Below are 16008 nucleotides of genomic sequence, written 5' to 3' on the forward strand. Positions count from 1 at the left end.
TCGCGCGCCGATCCCGCCATGCCTGAGATGCCGCAGTGACAAGCCAGCTTGACGCGGGCAGCGCGGATTCTAGAGGGTTGGGACTATAAGCAAACAAAACACCGCGGCCAGAGGCGAAAAAGCCACATCTCAAAACAAAATCAATGACATGGGGATTGTCTAGGGCGAACTAAGTCGGTCGGCCTCAAAGCGTCCGGTTGCAGAAAAGGACATCGCATCCAGCAGGCGCGTCATTAGACGCTTTGCGGGAACGTCCTTGCCAGTTTCCCATTTCGAAACCGCGGTCTGCGAAACGCCCAGCATTTCGGCCAAGGTCTGCTGGATGGTCCGCACACACAATCAAGTGCATCCCCTCCAGACATCGTGGCAGGGCGCTGGTCAATCGGTCTGGACAGTCTGCTGTAACGATCATTCAGGCCGATCGCGCGAGAGCATCCGTAAGTGCGATGCCTTGTTGACGCAGTGCTGCGCGAACGCGTTGGATGAGCCTTTCAGTGCCCTCCGGCGCAAACAGCTCTGCCAGCGGCACGATCCAATATGCTCCGACAGCATAGCCGCCCGGGATTTCATCCCAGCGGCCTTCCTCGACGTTCTGGTCTTGATCTGCGTGCCAGACGTCACTCGGCTTCTTCTGTGGACCCGGTTGTCTGACGACGTGATAGAGGTAGAGACGAAGCTCGCTATCAGTCTCGTCCAGCGGCGGCATTTTGAGTGGATCCGGTCCTGAAAAAGACCGGCTCATCAAGGTCTGCTCCGGAGCAAAGCCGTCGACGGCACAGACCCTGAGGATGTTGATTTTCACCCAGAAGTGATGGGGTGGATACCCCCTCCCGACGGCATCGCAATGTGCCAAGGTGATGTTGGGTAACGTCACGGGAGGGAGGGAATATCCATGGAAGATGTTAGCATCGTTGGGCTGGATCTGGCAAAGCGGGTTTTTCAGGTTCACGGCGCCGCGTTGGACGGTCGCGTTGTGTGTCGCAAGAAGCTGTCTCGAGGCCAGCTCCGCACTTTCTTTGCGCAACTGCCGCCGTGTGTCGTCGCTATGGAAGCCTGTGCGTCAGCGGACGCAATCGATCAACGCACTGCGCGCCCATCTGGCGGAGCATGGGATTATTGCCCCGCAGGGGGTGTGGAACCTGCCAGGTATCCAACGGCTGATCAATGAGGCCGGTAAAGATATCGAGCCGTTGGTGATCGAGATGTCGCGGCTCTATCTTGCGCAGATCGCGACCTTGTCGGCTCAGATCACCTCACTGGAGGCGGTCTTGAAGAAAGAAGCCGCGCAGTCTGATGCGTCATCGCGGATGATGACGATGCCGGGCCTTGGAGCAATCACTGCCATGGCCATCGAAGCTTTTGCCCCCACGTTGAAGGTATTCCAGAAGAGCCGGGATTTTGCCGCCTGGCTGGGGCTTGTGCCGCGCCAACATTCCAGCGGAGGGAAGCAGGTTTTGGGGCGCACCTCCAAAATGGGCCAGCGTGACATCCGACGCCTTTTGATCACGGGCGCAATGTCGGTCATTCGTTGGGCGAGCCGAAAGGGCGCGACCCCGGGATCCTGGCTTCATGCCATGCTGTTGCGCAAGCCTCGCATGGTTGTCGCCATCGCGCTCGCCAACAAGATGGCCCGCATGCTTTGGGCCATGGAGACTAGGGCCTGTTGAAGTTCACCGCAGGCGAATGATGGTGGCCGCGATGGCGATGAATGCGGCGAAGCTGGTGTCGGTTTTGCAGCAGCGCGTAGCGATGCCTCTGTATTCCTTGAGCTTTCCGAAGAAGTTTTCGATCAGATGGCGCCACTTGTAGGTGTCGCGGTCGAACTCTGCCGGGAAGCGGCGGTTTGATTTGGGCGGGATCACCGCCTCGGTTCCTGCCTCGGCCAAGGTCTCGCGCAGCCAGTTCGCGTCAAACGCACGATCCGCAAGCAGCTGTCCGCCCGAAAGCCCCTCGATCAACGCCGGAGTGCCGCGCAGGTCGTGCGCCTGACCGGGCAGCAGGCGGAAGTCGATCAGGTTACCAAGGGCGTCGGTCAGCGCCATGATTTTCGTCGTCATGCCGCCGCGAGAACGACCGATGGCCTGGCCTTCAGTCCCCCTTTTGCGCCTTGGCCATGGCGGTGGACCTTGACGATGGTGCCGTCGACCATCACGTATTCGAAGTCGGTGTCTTCGGCTAACGCCCTGAACATGATGCAGAATGCGTCGGCTTTCACCCAGCGGCGGAACCGCTTGAATACGGTATTCCACTTCCCAAACTCGGACGGCAGGTCGCGCCAAGGGCAGCCGGTGCGCGCGATCCAAAGCACCGCTTCGACGAACAGCCGTGGATCGGGGCCAGTGCGCCCGGGATCGCACTCCCGGCCAAGACAATGCGGAGCAATGGCCGCCCATTGGGCGTCGGTCAGAACGGTGCGGATCAAGCTTGCCTCCCCTGTTGGCAAGCTTGAATCAGACAGAGGCCGACTTGGGAATCCTCAAACGTCAACAGGCCCTAACACGGGCTTCAAGGATAGGAGCATCCTCAGCATGTGCGAACGTGCACACAAAGAAAGGCAACGCTGATGCAATTGCCGCTGACCTGCCCCCCGGTCGTCCCTCGTTCATAACGAGAGTCCTTGGTGTTGATAGGCCTCAGTTTCGGGTGTGGCAAGCGCGCCGGGCGCATTGCCATCACGTAGCTCAAGCGTCCCGCGCGCTAGTGCGATGGACGGAAGGCCGCTTGACGGCATTATGGCATCCCGATCTCTACGCTATACTTGGTATCAGTTCGTGTTTGCCCAAATGTTGGCCATCCGAGCTTTTGCAAGGCACGACCTCCGAGCGATTGGTCGCATCTCGCTCGAGTTAGTCTGTGAGATCAATGCGGGCCAAGTCAGATGGTCTACAACAGTTTTGAGAAGATCATTTTCCTGCGCCTTATCAAGGTGCGACAAGTTCGGAGTGGAGGCGGGCGCGAAAAACGTCCGGCATCATCCAGTTGGGTTGGTGCCCAAGCAGCAACTGCAGAAAGCCCGCTGAAAAACTGGCATCCTGCGCGATGTTTTCCTTGAACGACCACCAGTGACGCAGATCATCAATGGCAGGATCAAGCGCTGTTTGATCCTGAAACTCTTGTTGCATTGCGGCAGCATGCACAGAGAGACAAAACATCGTGCAGCAATAACCTTCAGGCCAGAAGGCAGCAGCAGAATTGGCAGCGGCGCGTGTGGTTGGTCCTAGAACCTTCAGGGGAGCATCGGCAATCAATTCCCGCAGCATCAACGCAGCGGCAAACTCAAAAAACGCTTTGCGCTCGGCCTTGTCAGTCGGTCTTTGTATTTCAATAGCGTCCAGCCAGCGCATGAAGGCCGCAGCCAATTTCACTTCGTCAATCTCGAAGGTGCAGCCGATATCGCGGGCGGTTGCCTCGGAAAAGCGCTGAAACGCAAGTTTGAACCAGCGCAACCGCCGCACTGCTATACGTAGTGGTTCGTTGGAAGGTGGAAGCGCCCCGGTGTTCAGCTTGATTTCAGACATGGGACACGTACTTTCGATAAAGTGCCGCAATCTGGTCGGTGTTTTTCTGGTGGACTGCCATCGAAATCTCTGGTGCCAGGGCGACGGCCATATCGCATGCTGCCATCAGGGCTGCTTCATTTTCATCTTCTGATCGCACGGCTTGCAGCCAAAGCAATACGGCAAAGAGACTCACGGCCTCAAGGCCCGCACCCGGAACCAGCGCTGCCTGCTGTGCGGTAGTACCGCGCAAGACCCGCGAATCCAATAAGCGAAACGTCAGTCGGGCAGCCCGGCTTTCAACCGTCTCGTCTGGGTTCGCCACCGCCATACCCTCTAACGCACTCCTCGCGGCGGCTTCACTCACCAGAACGCCCGGGGCACCCAGATGCCGCAAGACAGCCGTTAGGGCGACATAGAATGCCACTGCAAATTCGGCACTACTGCTCTCACTGCCTATGAAGTCCTGTAGTGGTGCCGAAGACTGTGTGGTTCCTCCAAGGACGGTCTTGGCCACATCTGATGCGATGTCGTCAACCGAGCGCACGATACCCCCCGCTTCGCGCAAGGCGACTGTAGCCAGATCAAAGGCGGGCTTGGGCAGGGACGCGAGATCAATGGTTTCAGCGAGTGTTTCGCCACCACGGCGCAAAAAAAACCTCAGGCCGCGCAAGGCTTCGCGCAACGGCATGACGTCAGGTCTAGGGAACGTCTGATTGGACAAAGGCATCATCCTCTTTCAGCCTAGCATACCCTAGCCGAACGAGGATACCAATGTGTCCTTTGCCGCGCCATGTGGCGTTGCCTGAATAAATGCCATGGTAGTAGCGAAATCTTTGACCCCGGCCTGACTGCCAAGACCCGTCGCGTTCTGCGCCGACGAGGCCTGAGCGATCTGAATGGCTTCAGGCATGGACACGCCCTTGATCAGGCCTGTCGCAAGACCGCCGTTGAAGCAATCGCCGCAACCACAGGTGCATTTCACATCCACGCAGAAGGCCGGGGTGTGAAACTCGGTCCCGTTGCGGTGGCGGTAATAAGCGCCGTCTGCGCCAAGTGTCAGAATGACACAACCTGCTCCCCGGTCGATCAGGAACTGGGCCAGATCTCGGTTTTCATATAGGCCAGACAGAGCGCGTGCCTCTTCCTCGGACGGCAGAAAGTAATCGGTGTGCGGCAATAGCCGTGCGACCTTGGGCAAGTCGTCGGGGGTCGAGGCAAAGACATCCAACGTTGTAATGACGCCACGCCGCTTGGCCTCGGCCATGATTTCTTCGGTTCGGCCCTGATCCATCCTGTTCATCAAGCCAACGCCGCCCACATGCAGGATGCGGGTGTCCAGAAGATCGTCAATCTGGGAATCCTCGATGTAAAAGCCATCCGTTGCGCCGCGTTTGTGCAAGGCGGGCCGCACCCCGTCGGGCCGTGTGGTCACGATGGAAGACGAGGTGGTGAACCCCTCGCACCGCGCCATCATCGAAATGTCGATGCCGAATTTCGCCAGCTTCATCAGCACCCAGTCGCCCATGTCGTCATGGCCCACTCCGCCTACAGCGCGGGCGCGAAGACCGTGCTTTGCCGCGACAATGACGGCACTGCCCGCTGCGCCGGACACAGCCAGCGTGTAGTCCTCGACAAAATAGGTGTCTCCGCCCGGCGGAATCTGGGTCACCGGGCGGCAGAGGGCGTCGAATGTTATGAAGCCCATCGATGTATAATCAAACTTCGTGCTCATGCTGCGCCCCGGATGCGCTGGCCATCTTCGCCAAAGAAGTAGAGATGCGCCGGATCAAAATGGATCGCCACAGGGACGTCGATATCAGAGCGATACTCGCGCGCGGCCTTGACCTCGATCTTTTTGGTCCCTGCAAGGACGGTCAGATAGGTCGTGTCGCCGGTGGGTTCGACGCCGTAGACCATACCTTGCACATTGTCGCCGCCAACATGGCAGTCTTCGGGACGAACACCCAAGGTGACCTTGCCGCGCACATATTCGGGACAAGGAGCCGTGACGCCTGGAGCGACGAAGGTGCCATTTTGCGCTGTGCCCTCGATCAGGTTCATTGGCGGGCTGCCGATGAAGCCTGCCACAAAGGTATTTGCCGGATCGGAATAGATTTGATCCGGAGTGCCGACCTGCTGGATGGCACCCTTGTTCATGATGACGATGCGATCGGCGAGAGTCATCGCCTCGATCTGGTCGTGGGTAACGTAAACCGTGGTCACCTTGAGTTGCCGCTGCATATGCTTGATTTGGACCCGCATCGACTGACGCAGCTTGGCATCGAGGTTCGACAGCGGTTCGTCCATCAGGAAGACCTGTGGCTGACGCACCACGGCGCGAGCCAGTGCTGCCCGTTGGCGCTGGCCGCCCGACAAGGCGCCGGGTTTGCGGTCAAGGAAGCCGCCCAGTTCCACCATGTCGGCAGCCTGGCGAATGCGAGCGTCATGCTCGGATGCCGGAACGCCGCGCATCCTCAACGGGAAACGGATATTCTCGTAAATCGACATGTTGGGATAAAGAGCATAGCCCTGAAACACCATCGCCACGTCGCGGTCACGGGCGTCGATTTCGGTCATTTCTTCGCCGCCGATGACGATCTTACCGCCCGTCGGAAGTTCAAGCCCGGCAATCATTCGCATCGTGGTGGTCTTGCCACAGCCCGAAGGCCCCAGCAGCACCAGAAACTCCTCATCCGCGATTTCCAGCGACATATTTTGCACGCCGACAAAACCGCCATAGCGCTTTTCGATGTTTTGCAGGTGGATCGAAGCCATGGTTCAGCCTTTCACTGCGCCCATCGTCAGGCCACGCGACAAGTGCTTCTGGATCAGGATCACCAGGATCAGGATCGGCACAAAGGCGATGAACGAGACAAGGGCAATTGCGTTATAGATGATGCCGTCAGAGCCGCCGGTGAAATTCGCCAGTGCCACCGACATGGTATAGGCGTTCGAGGTCGAGGCGATGAGCAGCGTGAACAGAAATTCGTTGATCGCGAAGATGGCTGCGATCACGGCAGCGGTGATGATGCCGGGCAGACAGGCCGGAACGATGATTTCGCGCAGGATCGTCAGATCGCCTGCGCCATCGGTGCGGGCGGCATCTTCAAGCTCTTTCGGAATATCCAGCATGTAGCTGCGGATGATCCAAGTGACCAATGACAGATTGATCGCGGCATAGATCAGCATCAGCGCCCAGACAGAGTCCAGCAAGCCCAACGTCTTGAACAGAAAGAAGATAGGGACGGCAACAATAGCCGGTGCCATCATGCGGGTGGACAGGATGTAGAACCCGATGTCCTCACGCCCTTTGAACTCATACCGCGCCAGCGCATAGGCGGCGGGAATGGCCAGAACCAAGTCAATGACGACCGATCCGGCCACCGCGATGACCGAGTTGCGCAGATATTGCGCGATGGGCCAATCGCTCATCAACAAATGCCAGGCATCAAGACTGAAGGTCGGCCAGTAGATCGGTTGCGGGGTGATGACTTCGGTCCGGGGGCGAAAGCCAATGGACAAGAACCAAAGGATGGGGAGCAGGCAGACCGCAGCCCAACCCCCAAGAACAAGGTAACGCACAAGCATGCTTTCGCCGCGGGATTTACGAGCTTTGGCCATTTATTTCTTCCCCGAATGGAAGGCACGTTTCACGACCGTTTGAGCGATGATCACCGTCAGGACCAGCATCAGAACTGATGCCGCCGAGGCATAGCCAAAGTTGAACATGCGGAACCCCTGCCGGTAGATGAAATAGCTCATCGTTTCGGTCGCACCGCCGGGTGTGCCTTGGGTCATGACGAAGACGTTGGTGAACATGGTGGTGATGTCGATCCCCCGCAGCGTGATGGCAACCACGATCACCGGGCGCATCATTGGCAGCGAGATGTTCCAGAAGATGCTGGGCCAGCTTGCGCCGTCCAGACGGGCGGCCTCCTCGATCTCTTGGTCCTGCCCCTGAAGGGCGGCGACAAAGATGATGAACAGAAATGGAGTCCACTGCCAGACATCGGCTACAATCAGCGTCATGCGGGCCAGTGGGATGCTGCCCAGCCAGTCCATGTTGCCTTCGATCAGGCCCAAACGTCCCAGAAGGTCAGAAATCACACGCCCATCGTTGAAGGCGAGCTTCCAGATGAAGGCGACGGCCGAGGGCATAAACAGCATCGGCATCAGATAAACAATCCGCCAGCCGCGGATGAACGGGTCGCGGTAGGCGAAGTAGGCGATGGCCAACGCGATGCCGGTCTGCAAAGACAATGAAATTGCACCGATCAGCGCGGTATTGCCGAGGGCCGCCCAAAACTCGCGATCCTGCAAGATCGACGAATAGTTGCCAAGCCCGGCCCATTCCCAATTCAAGAACTTCACCACGAACAGGCTTTGATAGATCGCAAAGATACCCGGATAAAGCGTGATAACCAGAAGATAGACCAGCGCTGGGGCCAGCAAAAGATAGGGGAACGCCTTGCGCAGCGCAGGGCTGCGGCGGCGCGGCGCGGGCTTGGGGGTGGCTGTTGCCACCCCGTTCGCCGAAACTGAGGGAGCGTCAGTTCTCATCGGATCAGAACGGCAAGGCTTTGCCGCCGCCCACATAGAGGCCGGGTGCTGCATCCGCATAGGCCACCGGGCCGCCGCCATCCTTGAAGCCGTTCTTGGCCATGATGGCAGCCCAAGCGGCCTGACCATTGTCCAGCGCCTCTTTGGCGGTGATCTGACCGGTGATCGCACGGTTGATCTCGTTTCCAAGGGCCTGTTCCATTTCGAACATGCCGGGAAGGCGCGGAGAGCACCAGGCATGGTCAAGGCTGTCAGCCCAGACCTTCATCGGCTGCGAAACGGTCCGGAGTTTCTCATTGCCCAGAACCGAACGATAGCCGGGCGCCACACCATTGGCGTTGGCTTCGTTCATCGCCATGATCGACGAGGTGGTCAGGAAGGCCAGCATCAGGAACGCGCCTTCGGGGTTCTGGCTGGTCGCGGTGACCACGGACGTCGAGCCCGCGATGTTCGGCGGAGCAAAGACACCGCCCGCGATACGGGGTTCATAGATCGTGACAAAGTCATCGACGATCTGGGATTGGTCGGGACGCATCGCCTGCGTACCCGAGTCCTGCCACGAGATGTTGGCCGCGACCTGACCGCCCAGCCAGGCGGCACGGTTTTCACCCCAGCCTGCGCCCGAAACGCCTTCGATCGCGTTCTTCGACAAGGCCAGCAGCGTTTCCAGACCCTTGATACCCGCATCCGTATTCAGCGTCGGATTCCAGTTCGCGTCGAAGAGCTGCATCCCAGCTTGCGCCGCGATGTGTTCCCACGAATAGGTCGACCAGAAGCCACGGGCGCCCAAAAGGCCAATACCGGCCACGCCGCCGCCCAGTTTGTTGGCTTCGGCAGTAATGCGGATCAGTTCATCGTAGGTCGGCACCGAATTGGCCAGATCAATCGACCCGCCAAGAATCTTTTCCATCGACGACTTGCGCAGGTGAACCATCTGGATGTCGCAGTCGAAAGGAATGCCAACCAGTTTGCCACCGAAGTAGCCATAGTTCAGGCGATAGGTGTCATAGAAATCGTCAAGCGGCAGCGCCCATTTGGCGGCATAGTCATCCAGCGGAGCAAGGAAGCCCGGTGCAGCGAAGTCACCCAGCCAAGCCGAGAAGAACTGCAGCGCGTCAAAAGAGGCATTGCCCGAGATGAATTCGGAAATCGCCTTGTCATAGATGCTATCGTCCGGGATCGGAACCAGTTCAACCTTGATGCCCGACAGGGCTTCGAACGGCTTCAGGCCCTCGGCAGCAGATTCCTGGTCGGCTGCACCGACGGCGAAGCGCACAGTGGTTCCGCCAAGCTCGGTGCGAACCTTGTCCCAATCGACGGTGCGAATCCAGTCTTTGGCCGGATCCCACAACGGGGTGTTATCAAGGCCGTAAAGCTTACGATAATCCTCGCGGACATACTTCTCGACCGAAATGCTGTCGAGAGTTGCTTGGATGTCCGGCAGGCCCGACTGGGCAAAAGCCGGTGTTTTCAGCCCGATAACGCCCGTGGCAGCGCCAAAAGCCGCCCCCGTGCGCAAGAACGAACGGCGGGACATTCCCCCCAAACGATTGGTCATTATTGTCATCCTCCCTTTGGCGATACTTGATCGGTTACCCGCATGCCGCGCAAGCCATACGTCAGTGCGATCTCCTCAGACGCCATGACGGCCCAGACTACGGTGCGTGAACTTTCGTTTCGCAAGATTAGCATGTGTGCAGTCATTTATTCTGTCAATAGGCTTTGTTTGGCGGATTGTGCCGCAATGCGGCGTGAACTCTTGATTGACAACAGAACATAAGTTCACGTATTGTCGATCAAACACGCAATGGAGGAACCCGATGCCTACGAATGTCGCCCTTACCGGATTGGCCAAGGATCTGGCCGGACGCGCCGAAAGCGGCAAGCCGATTCGTGTCGGCTTGGTGGGCGCGGGAGAGATGGGAACTGACATCGTCAGCCGGGTCGCCCACATGCGCGGCATCGAAATCGGCGCGATCAGCGAGTTGAAGGCGGGGGCGGCCGCCAAGTCGGTCGAAATTGCTTATGGCGATGCTGACAGGGTGCAGGAGGTTTCCACCGCTGACGCAGCAAACGCCGCGATGGAGCAGGGCAAGATTGCCGTCACCAACAACGTCAGCGCCTTGCTGGAGGCGGGTCTGATCGACGTGGTGGTGGATGCCACGGGTGTGCCTGCGGTCGGCGCTGAAATTGGCTTGCAGGCCATGGAGCGCGGCAAACATCTGGTGATGATGAACGTCGAAGCGGATGTGACGATCGGAGCCTATCTGCGCGCCGAAGCTGAACGCCTCGGGGTCGTGTATTCGCTTGGCGCGGGCGACGAGCCGTCGTCCTGCATGGAATTGATCGAGTTTGTAAGCGCCATGGGGCACCGCATAATTTCAGCGGGCAAGGGCAAGAACAACCCGCTGAACATCGACGCTACCCCGGATGCTTACACCGAAGAGGCAATCCGCCGTCACATGAACCCGCGGATGTTGGTCGAATTTGTCGATGGGTCGAAAACCATGGTGGAAATGGCCGCCATCGCTAATGCCACTGGCCTTATCCCGGACAAGCCGGGGATGCACGGCCCCGCAGCGGGCCGCGATGAGCTGAACAAGGTGTTGGTCCCCGAATCGGCGGGTGGGCTTCTGTCCTCTGCCGAGGGACGGGTGGACTATACCATCGGCAAAGGGGTGGCGCCGGGTGTGTTCGTGGTGGCCGAGATGGACCATCCCCGGATTTGGGAGCGCATGGAAGATTTGAAGATGGGCAAAGGCCCCTATTTCACCTTCTTCCGCCCCTATCACCTGACCTCGCTTGAGGTGCCGCTGACCTGTGCCCGTGTTGTTCTTTACGGTAAGGCGGACATGGTTCCCATGGCGCGACCAGTAGCCGAGGTTTGCGCCGTGGCCAAGAAGGACCTCGCCGTTGGCGACATGCTCGACCAGATCGGCGAGTATTGCTACCGCGCCTGGATTATGGAGGCAGGTGAAGCACGCCATGCGGCGGCTATTCCCTGTGGCCTGCTGGCAGGGGCCAAAGTGACGGCGCCGATTCGCAAAGGTGAACTGATCACCTATGCCAACACGACTGTTCCTGCGGGCAGCAAGATTGCCGCCTTGCGGGCGCAGCAAGACGCAATGCTGGGCCTGTAAGCCATGACACAGCCCGACAATCGCCCCTTCGCCATCCGTACCTACGCGCCCGATCAGTTGCGCGAAGCGCTCAAGCGCATGTATTTGATCCGCCGGTTCGAAGAAGGCGCCGAGGACAGCTATATGCGCGGGCTGATCCACGGCACAATGCACCTTTCCATCGGACAAGAGGCCAGCGCCATGGCCTCCTGCATGGAACTTACGGACGATGACAAGATTACCTCTACCCACCGCGGTCATGGCCATTGCATCGCCAAGGGGGCCGAGGTTGGCCGGATGTTCGCCGAGTTCTTCGGCAAGGAAACCGGCTATTGCCACGGGCGCGGCGGGTCGATGCACATTGCCGATGTAAAGACTGGAAACCTTGGAGCAAACGGGATTGTCGGGGGCGGTCTGCCGATTGCAGTTGGCGCGGCCTTGTCTGCGAAGCGTCTGGGCAAATCTGACGTGACGATCTGCTTCTTTGGCGACGGAGCCAACAATGAAGGCGCATTTCACGAAGCACTGAACATGGCGTCCGTCTGGAAACTTCCCGTAGTTTTCATTTGCGAGAACAACGGCTACGGCATGTCTACTTCGATTGCTCGATCAACTTCCGTCAAGCATATCGCTGACCGGGCTGTCGCCTATTCGATGCCCGGCGTGACCGTAGATGGCAATGATTTCTCAGCCGTGGCGGAGGCCGTGCACCATGCGGTTGCGCGGGCGCGGGCGGGAGAAGGGCCGTCATTGGTCGAGAACCTGACCTATCGTTGGCGCGGTCACTCCAAATCGGACCGCAACCGCTATCGCACCAAGGAAGAAATCGAAGAGTGGATGACGCGTGATCCGATCGCCCGCTTCCGTGCCGAATTGATCGCCCATGGTGTGTTAGATGAAGCAAGTGCAGACGCAATCGAAGCTGCGGCCATCGCGGATATGGAGGCAGGGATCGAGTTCGCCAAAGCCAGCCCTGCGCCCAGCATTTCGGACGTGACCCGCTATGTTTATGCGGAGAATTGAGATGAACGCCATGACAGACAAGCCGTCAAGCCAGCCGCAAAATCTTCGCACTCTGTCCTATTCCGAGGCAATCCGCGAAGCCATGGCCATCGCCATGGAGGCCGATCCGACCGTCATCCTGATGGGCGAAGACATCGGGGTTTACGGTGGCGCTTTTCAGGTGACGCTGGATCTGGTCGATCGATTCGGGACGGACCGCGTGATGGATACGCCAATCTCGGAGTTGGGGGGCGCGGGTGTGGCTGTTGGTGCCGCGCTGACCGGGTTGAAGCCGATCTTCGAATTTCAGTTTTCCGATTTTGCCATGCTGGCGATGGAGCAGATTGTCAATCAGGCTGCCAAGCTGCGCTACATGTTGGGCGGTGAGGCCTCGGTTCCGGTGGTTTTTCGTCTGCCTGCGGGATCGGGCACCGGGGCCGCGGCTCAGCATAGCCAGTCGATCGAGGCGTGGTTCGGCCATGTACCGGGCCTGAAGGTCCTGCAACCCGCGACGCCCGAAGATGCCAAGGGGATGCTTCTGGCCGCGCTTGCCGATCCTGACCCGGTGATGATCTTTGAACACAAGCTACTTTACAAAATGAAGGGGCATGTGCCCGAGGGGAGCTATCTGACGCCCGTCGGCAAGGCGCTGGTGCGTCGAGAGGGAACTGATGTCACCATCGTTGCAGGCTCTATCATGCTGCATCGCGCGCTTGAGGCGGCGGAACAGCTGACGAAAGACGGCATCAATGCAGAAGTGATTGATCTGCGCTGCATCCGCCCGATTGATCACGAAACCATTCTGGCGTCTGTCCGCAAGACCGGAAAGCTGATGGTGGTTTACGAAGGTGTCAAAGCCTTTGGCGTCGGGGCCGAGATCAGCGCAATGGTGGCCGAAAGTGATGCTTTCGATTTTCTTGATGCGCCAATCCTGCGCCTCGGCGCAGCGGACGCACCCGTGCCCTATAACCCTGATCTAGAGCGCGCCTCTGTGCCACAGGTTGACTCCATCGAGGCCGCCGCCCGCCGCCTGACGCGCCGCGAGGTTTGATCCATGCCCGTCGAAGTGATCCTGCCCAAGGTCGATATGGATATGACCCATGGCACACTTGCCGTCTGGCATGTGGCCCCTGGCGATCAAGTTGCCAAAGGGGCCGCCCTGTTCGACATCGAAACCGATAAGGCTGCGATGGAGGTGGAATCGCCCGCTTCTGGCAGGCTACATGCGGTAACGGCCAAGCCCGGTGACAAAGTCGCGGTCGGTACGGTGGTTGCCCTGATCTACACCGAAGGCGAGAGCGTGGCCGAAGTTCCAGCTCCGCCCGTGGCGGAGGTCCCCTCAAGCGGGCCGCAACCCATCGAGGTTATCCTGCCCAAAGTCGACATGGATATGTCGCATGGCACCCTGGCCGCCTGGCATGTGGCCGAAGGCGGCAGTGTGACCAAAGGGACTGCGCTTTTCGACATTGAAACCGACAAGGCGGCGATGGAGGTTGAAGCTCCGGCCACCGGAACTTTACATCATCTCATGGCCGCTCCGGGTGACAAAGTGCCGGTCGGGGATGTTGTCGCCCATATCTACCCACCTGGTATGGCAGTTGGCCCCCGCCCCGCGCGAGCCGCAATTGCAACGCCTGCTGAGCTGCCGCCCACTCCATCGGACCCAGCGCCGATGCCCGCGCCGATGATGGCAGCCAAATCGATTGCACATTCAGGCATCGATGGAAACGTGCGCGCTACGCCCGCAGCTCGAGCCTCGGCACGTCAGGCCGGGCTGACCTTGGCAGAGGTTAAGGGCACCGGCCCCATGGGCCGCATTCAGAGCGACGATGTTACTATGCATCTGGAAGGGCAATCCGGTGAGATCTGTGGCAGCACTCCTGTCGGCCCAGCGATCTGGTCCCCCCAACCCGGCCCGCTGCATGTTAGTCATCGCATGGGGGCAGGCATCCCGCTGGTTTTGCTTCATGGCTTTACCGCCGACAGCCAGAGCTGGGCACCCTTTGAAAAGGCGCTTGGCCCTGATCAGCCGCTGATCCGCATTGACTTGCCAGGCCATGGCCGTTCGCCACGACGCAGATTGCGCAGCTTTGCCGATCTGGCCCGTATGTTGGTCGAGGCTTTTGACGAGGCAACGCGGACGCACGATCGCGTGCATCTTCTTGGCCACTCGCTTGGTGGCGCGCTGGCGCTTGCAATCGCTGATATCCGTGCGCGCAATGTGGCCAGCCTGACCCTGATCGCACCCGCCGGTCTTGGCCCAGAAATTGATGGTGCATCCCTTCTGGGCATCACCCGTGCATCGCGCGCGGAAAGCCTTGCACCTTGGCTGCGGCGATTGACGGCCACCCCTGAGGGGATCAGTGATGACTATGCCCGTGCTGCGATGAAGCAGCGAAACGACCCCGCGCTTCGGGCGACTCAAGCTGATATGGCCGAGATTCTCTTCCCTGATGGCGTGCAGCCGTTTGACCTGCGTCCGGCTCTTGCGCGAGTCGAATGCCCAACGGCGCTGATCTGGGGGCGCAAAGACCATATCCTGCCCTATCGGCATTCCCTTGCTGCGGGCGGAGATTTTGCTATTCATCTGTTGTCCGATGCGGGTCATGTTCCGCAGATCGAATGTCCTGATAGAGTCGCCCGCATCGTCGAGCGGCACCAATCCGGCGCTTTGGCGGGCAAGAGATGAGTTTGAAGCCAAGGATCCCGCATGCAGCCTGCAAAACAGGCCACGATCGCGCAAAGTGAAACCGACCGCCTGCGGGCGCGGGCGGTCTGGCTGTATCACGTCGAAGGCAGCACCCAGAACGACATTGCGACACAACTGGGTATAAGTAGGGTCATGGTCGTGCGGTTGCTGGCCGACGCGCGCAGGCGGAACGAAGTCCGGGTCACGGTTTCTGCGCCGCTTGCTGAACTGATCGAACTGGAGCGTCGCCTTGAAACCCGCTTCAACATTGCTCGTGTCATAATCGCGCCCTTCGCCGACGCAGATGAAGACCCAGTCAAGGTCATCGCGGCAGCTGCCGGAAACTTCATATCCAGTCAGATGAAGTCTGGTATGACCGTTGGTGTGGGCTGGGGGCGAACACTCTACAACACTTTACCGTTCATCACGGGCGAGACGCTGGACGATTTTCGGGTCGTCTCTCTGCTCGGCGGGATCGCCGCCGCGCGCCGTTTCAATCCTGCGGAATTTGCGTGGCAATTTGCGGAACTGTTTCAAGGCGAGGGCTTTCTAATCCCCGCCCCCGCTGTTGTCGACAGCGCCGAAACCAAACACGCATTGCTCGAAAGGTGTGGTCTTTCTGCAACTTTCGAAATGGCAACCAAACTGGACGTCGCTCTTCTTTCCGTCGGCGGGATCACCAATCTGACAACAAGTTACCGAACCGGCTACATCACTGAAGCAGACCGCCGTTCTTTGATCGACGCCGGGGCCGTGGGGGACGTACTTTACAATTTCATAGATGAAAACGGCAATCTCGTACCGCACGACGTCAACGAACGAGTGATCTCGGTCAACCTTTCCATCCTGCGCCGGACTGCCGAGCGGGTATTGATCTCGGGGGGCAAGGAAAAGCGGGTTGCGGTGCGCGGGGCTATCAAGATTCTGAACCCGACAACATTCATCACTGATGAACAAACGGCCAAGGCCCTGGTGTCGTAACGGGCATCGAAGTCAGGAACAATTTGAACATCGGGCTTGGACACTGGCATAAGTAGTGCGTCGCCACAAAACCGACAAACGCTTCCGGCGACTTGGCCACTTGAGAGCTTTTGGCAGGCTGCTGATTCCTCAACAGCATATTGCAGGCAGATCTAGC

At 59.1% G+C, this 16008-nt stretch carries 15 protein-coding genes and 1 pseudogene; 6 read left to right on the plus strand and 10 right to left on the minus strand.

Features of this window, described 5'->3' with window-relative positions:
• Positions 1-159: 159 nt before the first annotated feature.
• Positions 160-333: a helix-turn-helix domain-containing protein gene (locus IE101_RS20065; protein ID WP_373296125.1), complete on the minus strand. Its 174-nt coding sequence runs from the start codon at positions 331-333 to the stop codon at positions 160-162.
• A 79-nt stretch (positions 334-412) separates the two neighbouring features.
• Positions 413-949: a hypothetical protein gene (locus IE101_RS15215; protein ID WP_189634750.1), complete on the minus strand. Its 537-nt coding sequence runs from the start codon at positions 947-949 to the stop codon at positions 413-415.
• Between IE101_RS15215 and IE101_RS15220 the strand changes: the two are divergent.
• Positions 893-1667: pseudogene (locus IE101_RS15220) on the plus strand (IS110 family RNA-guided transposase). The gene IE101_RS15215 and the pseudogene IE101_RS15220 overlap by 57 nt on opposite strands.
• 3 nt (positions 1668-1670) lie before the next feature.
• On the opposite strand, the gene IE101_RS15225 reads toward IE101_RS15220, so the two are convergent.
• The 8 genes from IE101_RS15225 to IE101_RS15260 all read right to left on the minus strand — a co-directional run bounded on the left by IE101_RS15225 (position 1671) and on the right by IE101_RS15260 (position 9618).
• Positions 1671-2422 (minus strand): IS5 family transposase gene (locus IE101_RS15225; protein ID WP_189634695.1). Its coding sequence is split into 2 segments (ribosomal slippage): positions 1671-2092 and positions 2092-2422, totalling 753 coding nucleotides; the frame shifts between segments, so codons are not numbered across the junction.
• Between the two features lie 499 nt (positions 2423-2921).
• Positions 2922-3518, minus strand: a complete 597-nt coding sequence (locus tag IE101_RS15230; protein ID WP_189634696.1) for a hypothetical protein — start codon at positions 3516-3518, stop codon at positions 2922-2924.
• Positions 3511-4230, minus strand: a complete 720-nt coding sequence (locus tag IE101_RS15235) for a hypothetical protein (protein ID WP_189634697.1) — start codon at positions 4228-4230, stop codon at positions 3511-3513. Before IE101_RS15235 ends, IE101_RS15230 begins: the two co-directional genes overlap by 8 nt.
• A gap of 21 nt (positions 4231-4251) precedes the next feature.
• The gene (locus tag IE101_RS15240; protein WP_189634698.1) at positions 4252-5232 is read right to left on the minus strand and encodes a carbohydrate kinase family protein; all 981 of its coding nucleotides are present in this window, start codon (positions 5230-5232) and stop codon (positions 4252-4254) included.
• The gene (locus IE101_RS15245; protein WP_189634699.1) at positions 5229-6275 is read right to left on the minus strand and encodes an ABC transporter ATP-binding protein; all 1047 of its coding nucleotides are present in this window, start codon (positions 6273-6275) and stop codon (positions 5229-5231) included. Before IE101_RS15245 ends, IE101_RS15240 begins: the two co-directional genes overlap by 4 nt.
• A 3-nt stretch (positions 6276-6278) precedes the next feature.
• The gene (locus IE101_RS15250) at positions 6279-7121 is read right to left on the minus strand and encodes a carbohydrate ABC transporter permease (protein ID WP_189634700.1); all 843 of its coding nucleotides are present in this window, start codon (positions 7119-7121) and stop codon (positions 6279-6281) included.
• Positions 7122-8024 (minus strand): carbohydrate ABC transporter permease, encoded by a 903-nt coding sequence (locus IE101_RS15255; protein WP_229804215.1) that lies wholly within the window; start codon positions 8022-8024, stop codon positions 7122-7124.
• Between the two features lie 40 nt (positions 8025-8064).
• On the minus strand, positions 8065-9618 hold the full coding sequence (locus IE101_RS15260) for an ABC transporter substrate-binding protein (protein ID WP_229804218.1): 1554 nt from the start codon (positions 9616-9618) through the stop codon (positions 8065-8067).
• A gap of 262 nt (positions 9619-9880) precedes the next feature.
• Here IE101_RS15260 and IE101_RS15265 point away from each other — a divergent pair, with 262 nt between their 5' ends.
• Genes IE101_RS15265 through IE101_RS15285 form a run of 5 tightly spaced genes read left to right on the plus strand, consistent with a single transcriptional unit; the run spans position 9881 to position 15851 of the window.
• Positions 9881-11200, plus strand: coding sequence for an NAD(P)H-dependent oxidoreductase (locus IE101_RS15265; protein WP_189634703.1), 1320 nt, complete (start codon positions 9881-9883; stop codon positions 11198-11200).
• Positions 11201-11203: 3 nt separating this feature from the next.
• The gene (locus IE101_RS15270; RefSeq protein ID WP_189634704.1) at positions 11204-12202 is read left to right on the plus strand and encodes a thiamine pyrophosphate-dependent dehydrogenase E1 component subunit alpha; all 999 of its coding nucleotides are present in this window, start codon (positions 11204-11206) and stop codon (positions 12200-12202) included.
• Position 12203: 1 nt separating this feature from the next.
• Positions 12204-13232 (plus strand): alpha-ketoacid dehydrogenase subunit beta, encoded by a 1029-nt coding sequence (locus IE101_RS15275; RefSeq protein ID WP_229804219.1) that lies wholly within the window; start codon positions 12204-12206, stop codon positions 13230-13232.
• Between the two features lie 3 nt (positions 13233-13235).
• Entirely contained in the window at positions 13236-14870 is a 1635-nt protein-coding gene (locus IE101_RS15280) for an acetoin dehydrogenase dihydrolipoyllysine-residue acetyltransferase subunit (RefSeq protein WP_268247286.1), read from the plus strand.
• 21 nt (positions 14871-14891) lie between these two features.
• Positions 14892-15851 (plus strand): sugar-binding transcriptional regulator, encoded by a 960-nt coding sequence (locus IE101_RS15285; protein WP_189634705.1) that lies wholly within the window; start codon positions 14892-14894, stop codon positions 15849-15851.
• Positions 15852-16008 lie beyond the last annotated feature (157 nt).

The sequence above is a fragment of the Gemmobacter lanyuensis genome (assembly GCF_014652355.1).
Taxonomy (GTDB): Bacteria; Pseudomonadota; Alphaproteobacteria; order Rhodobacterales; family Rhodobacteraceae; genus Gemmobacter; species Gemmobacter lanyuensis.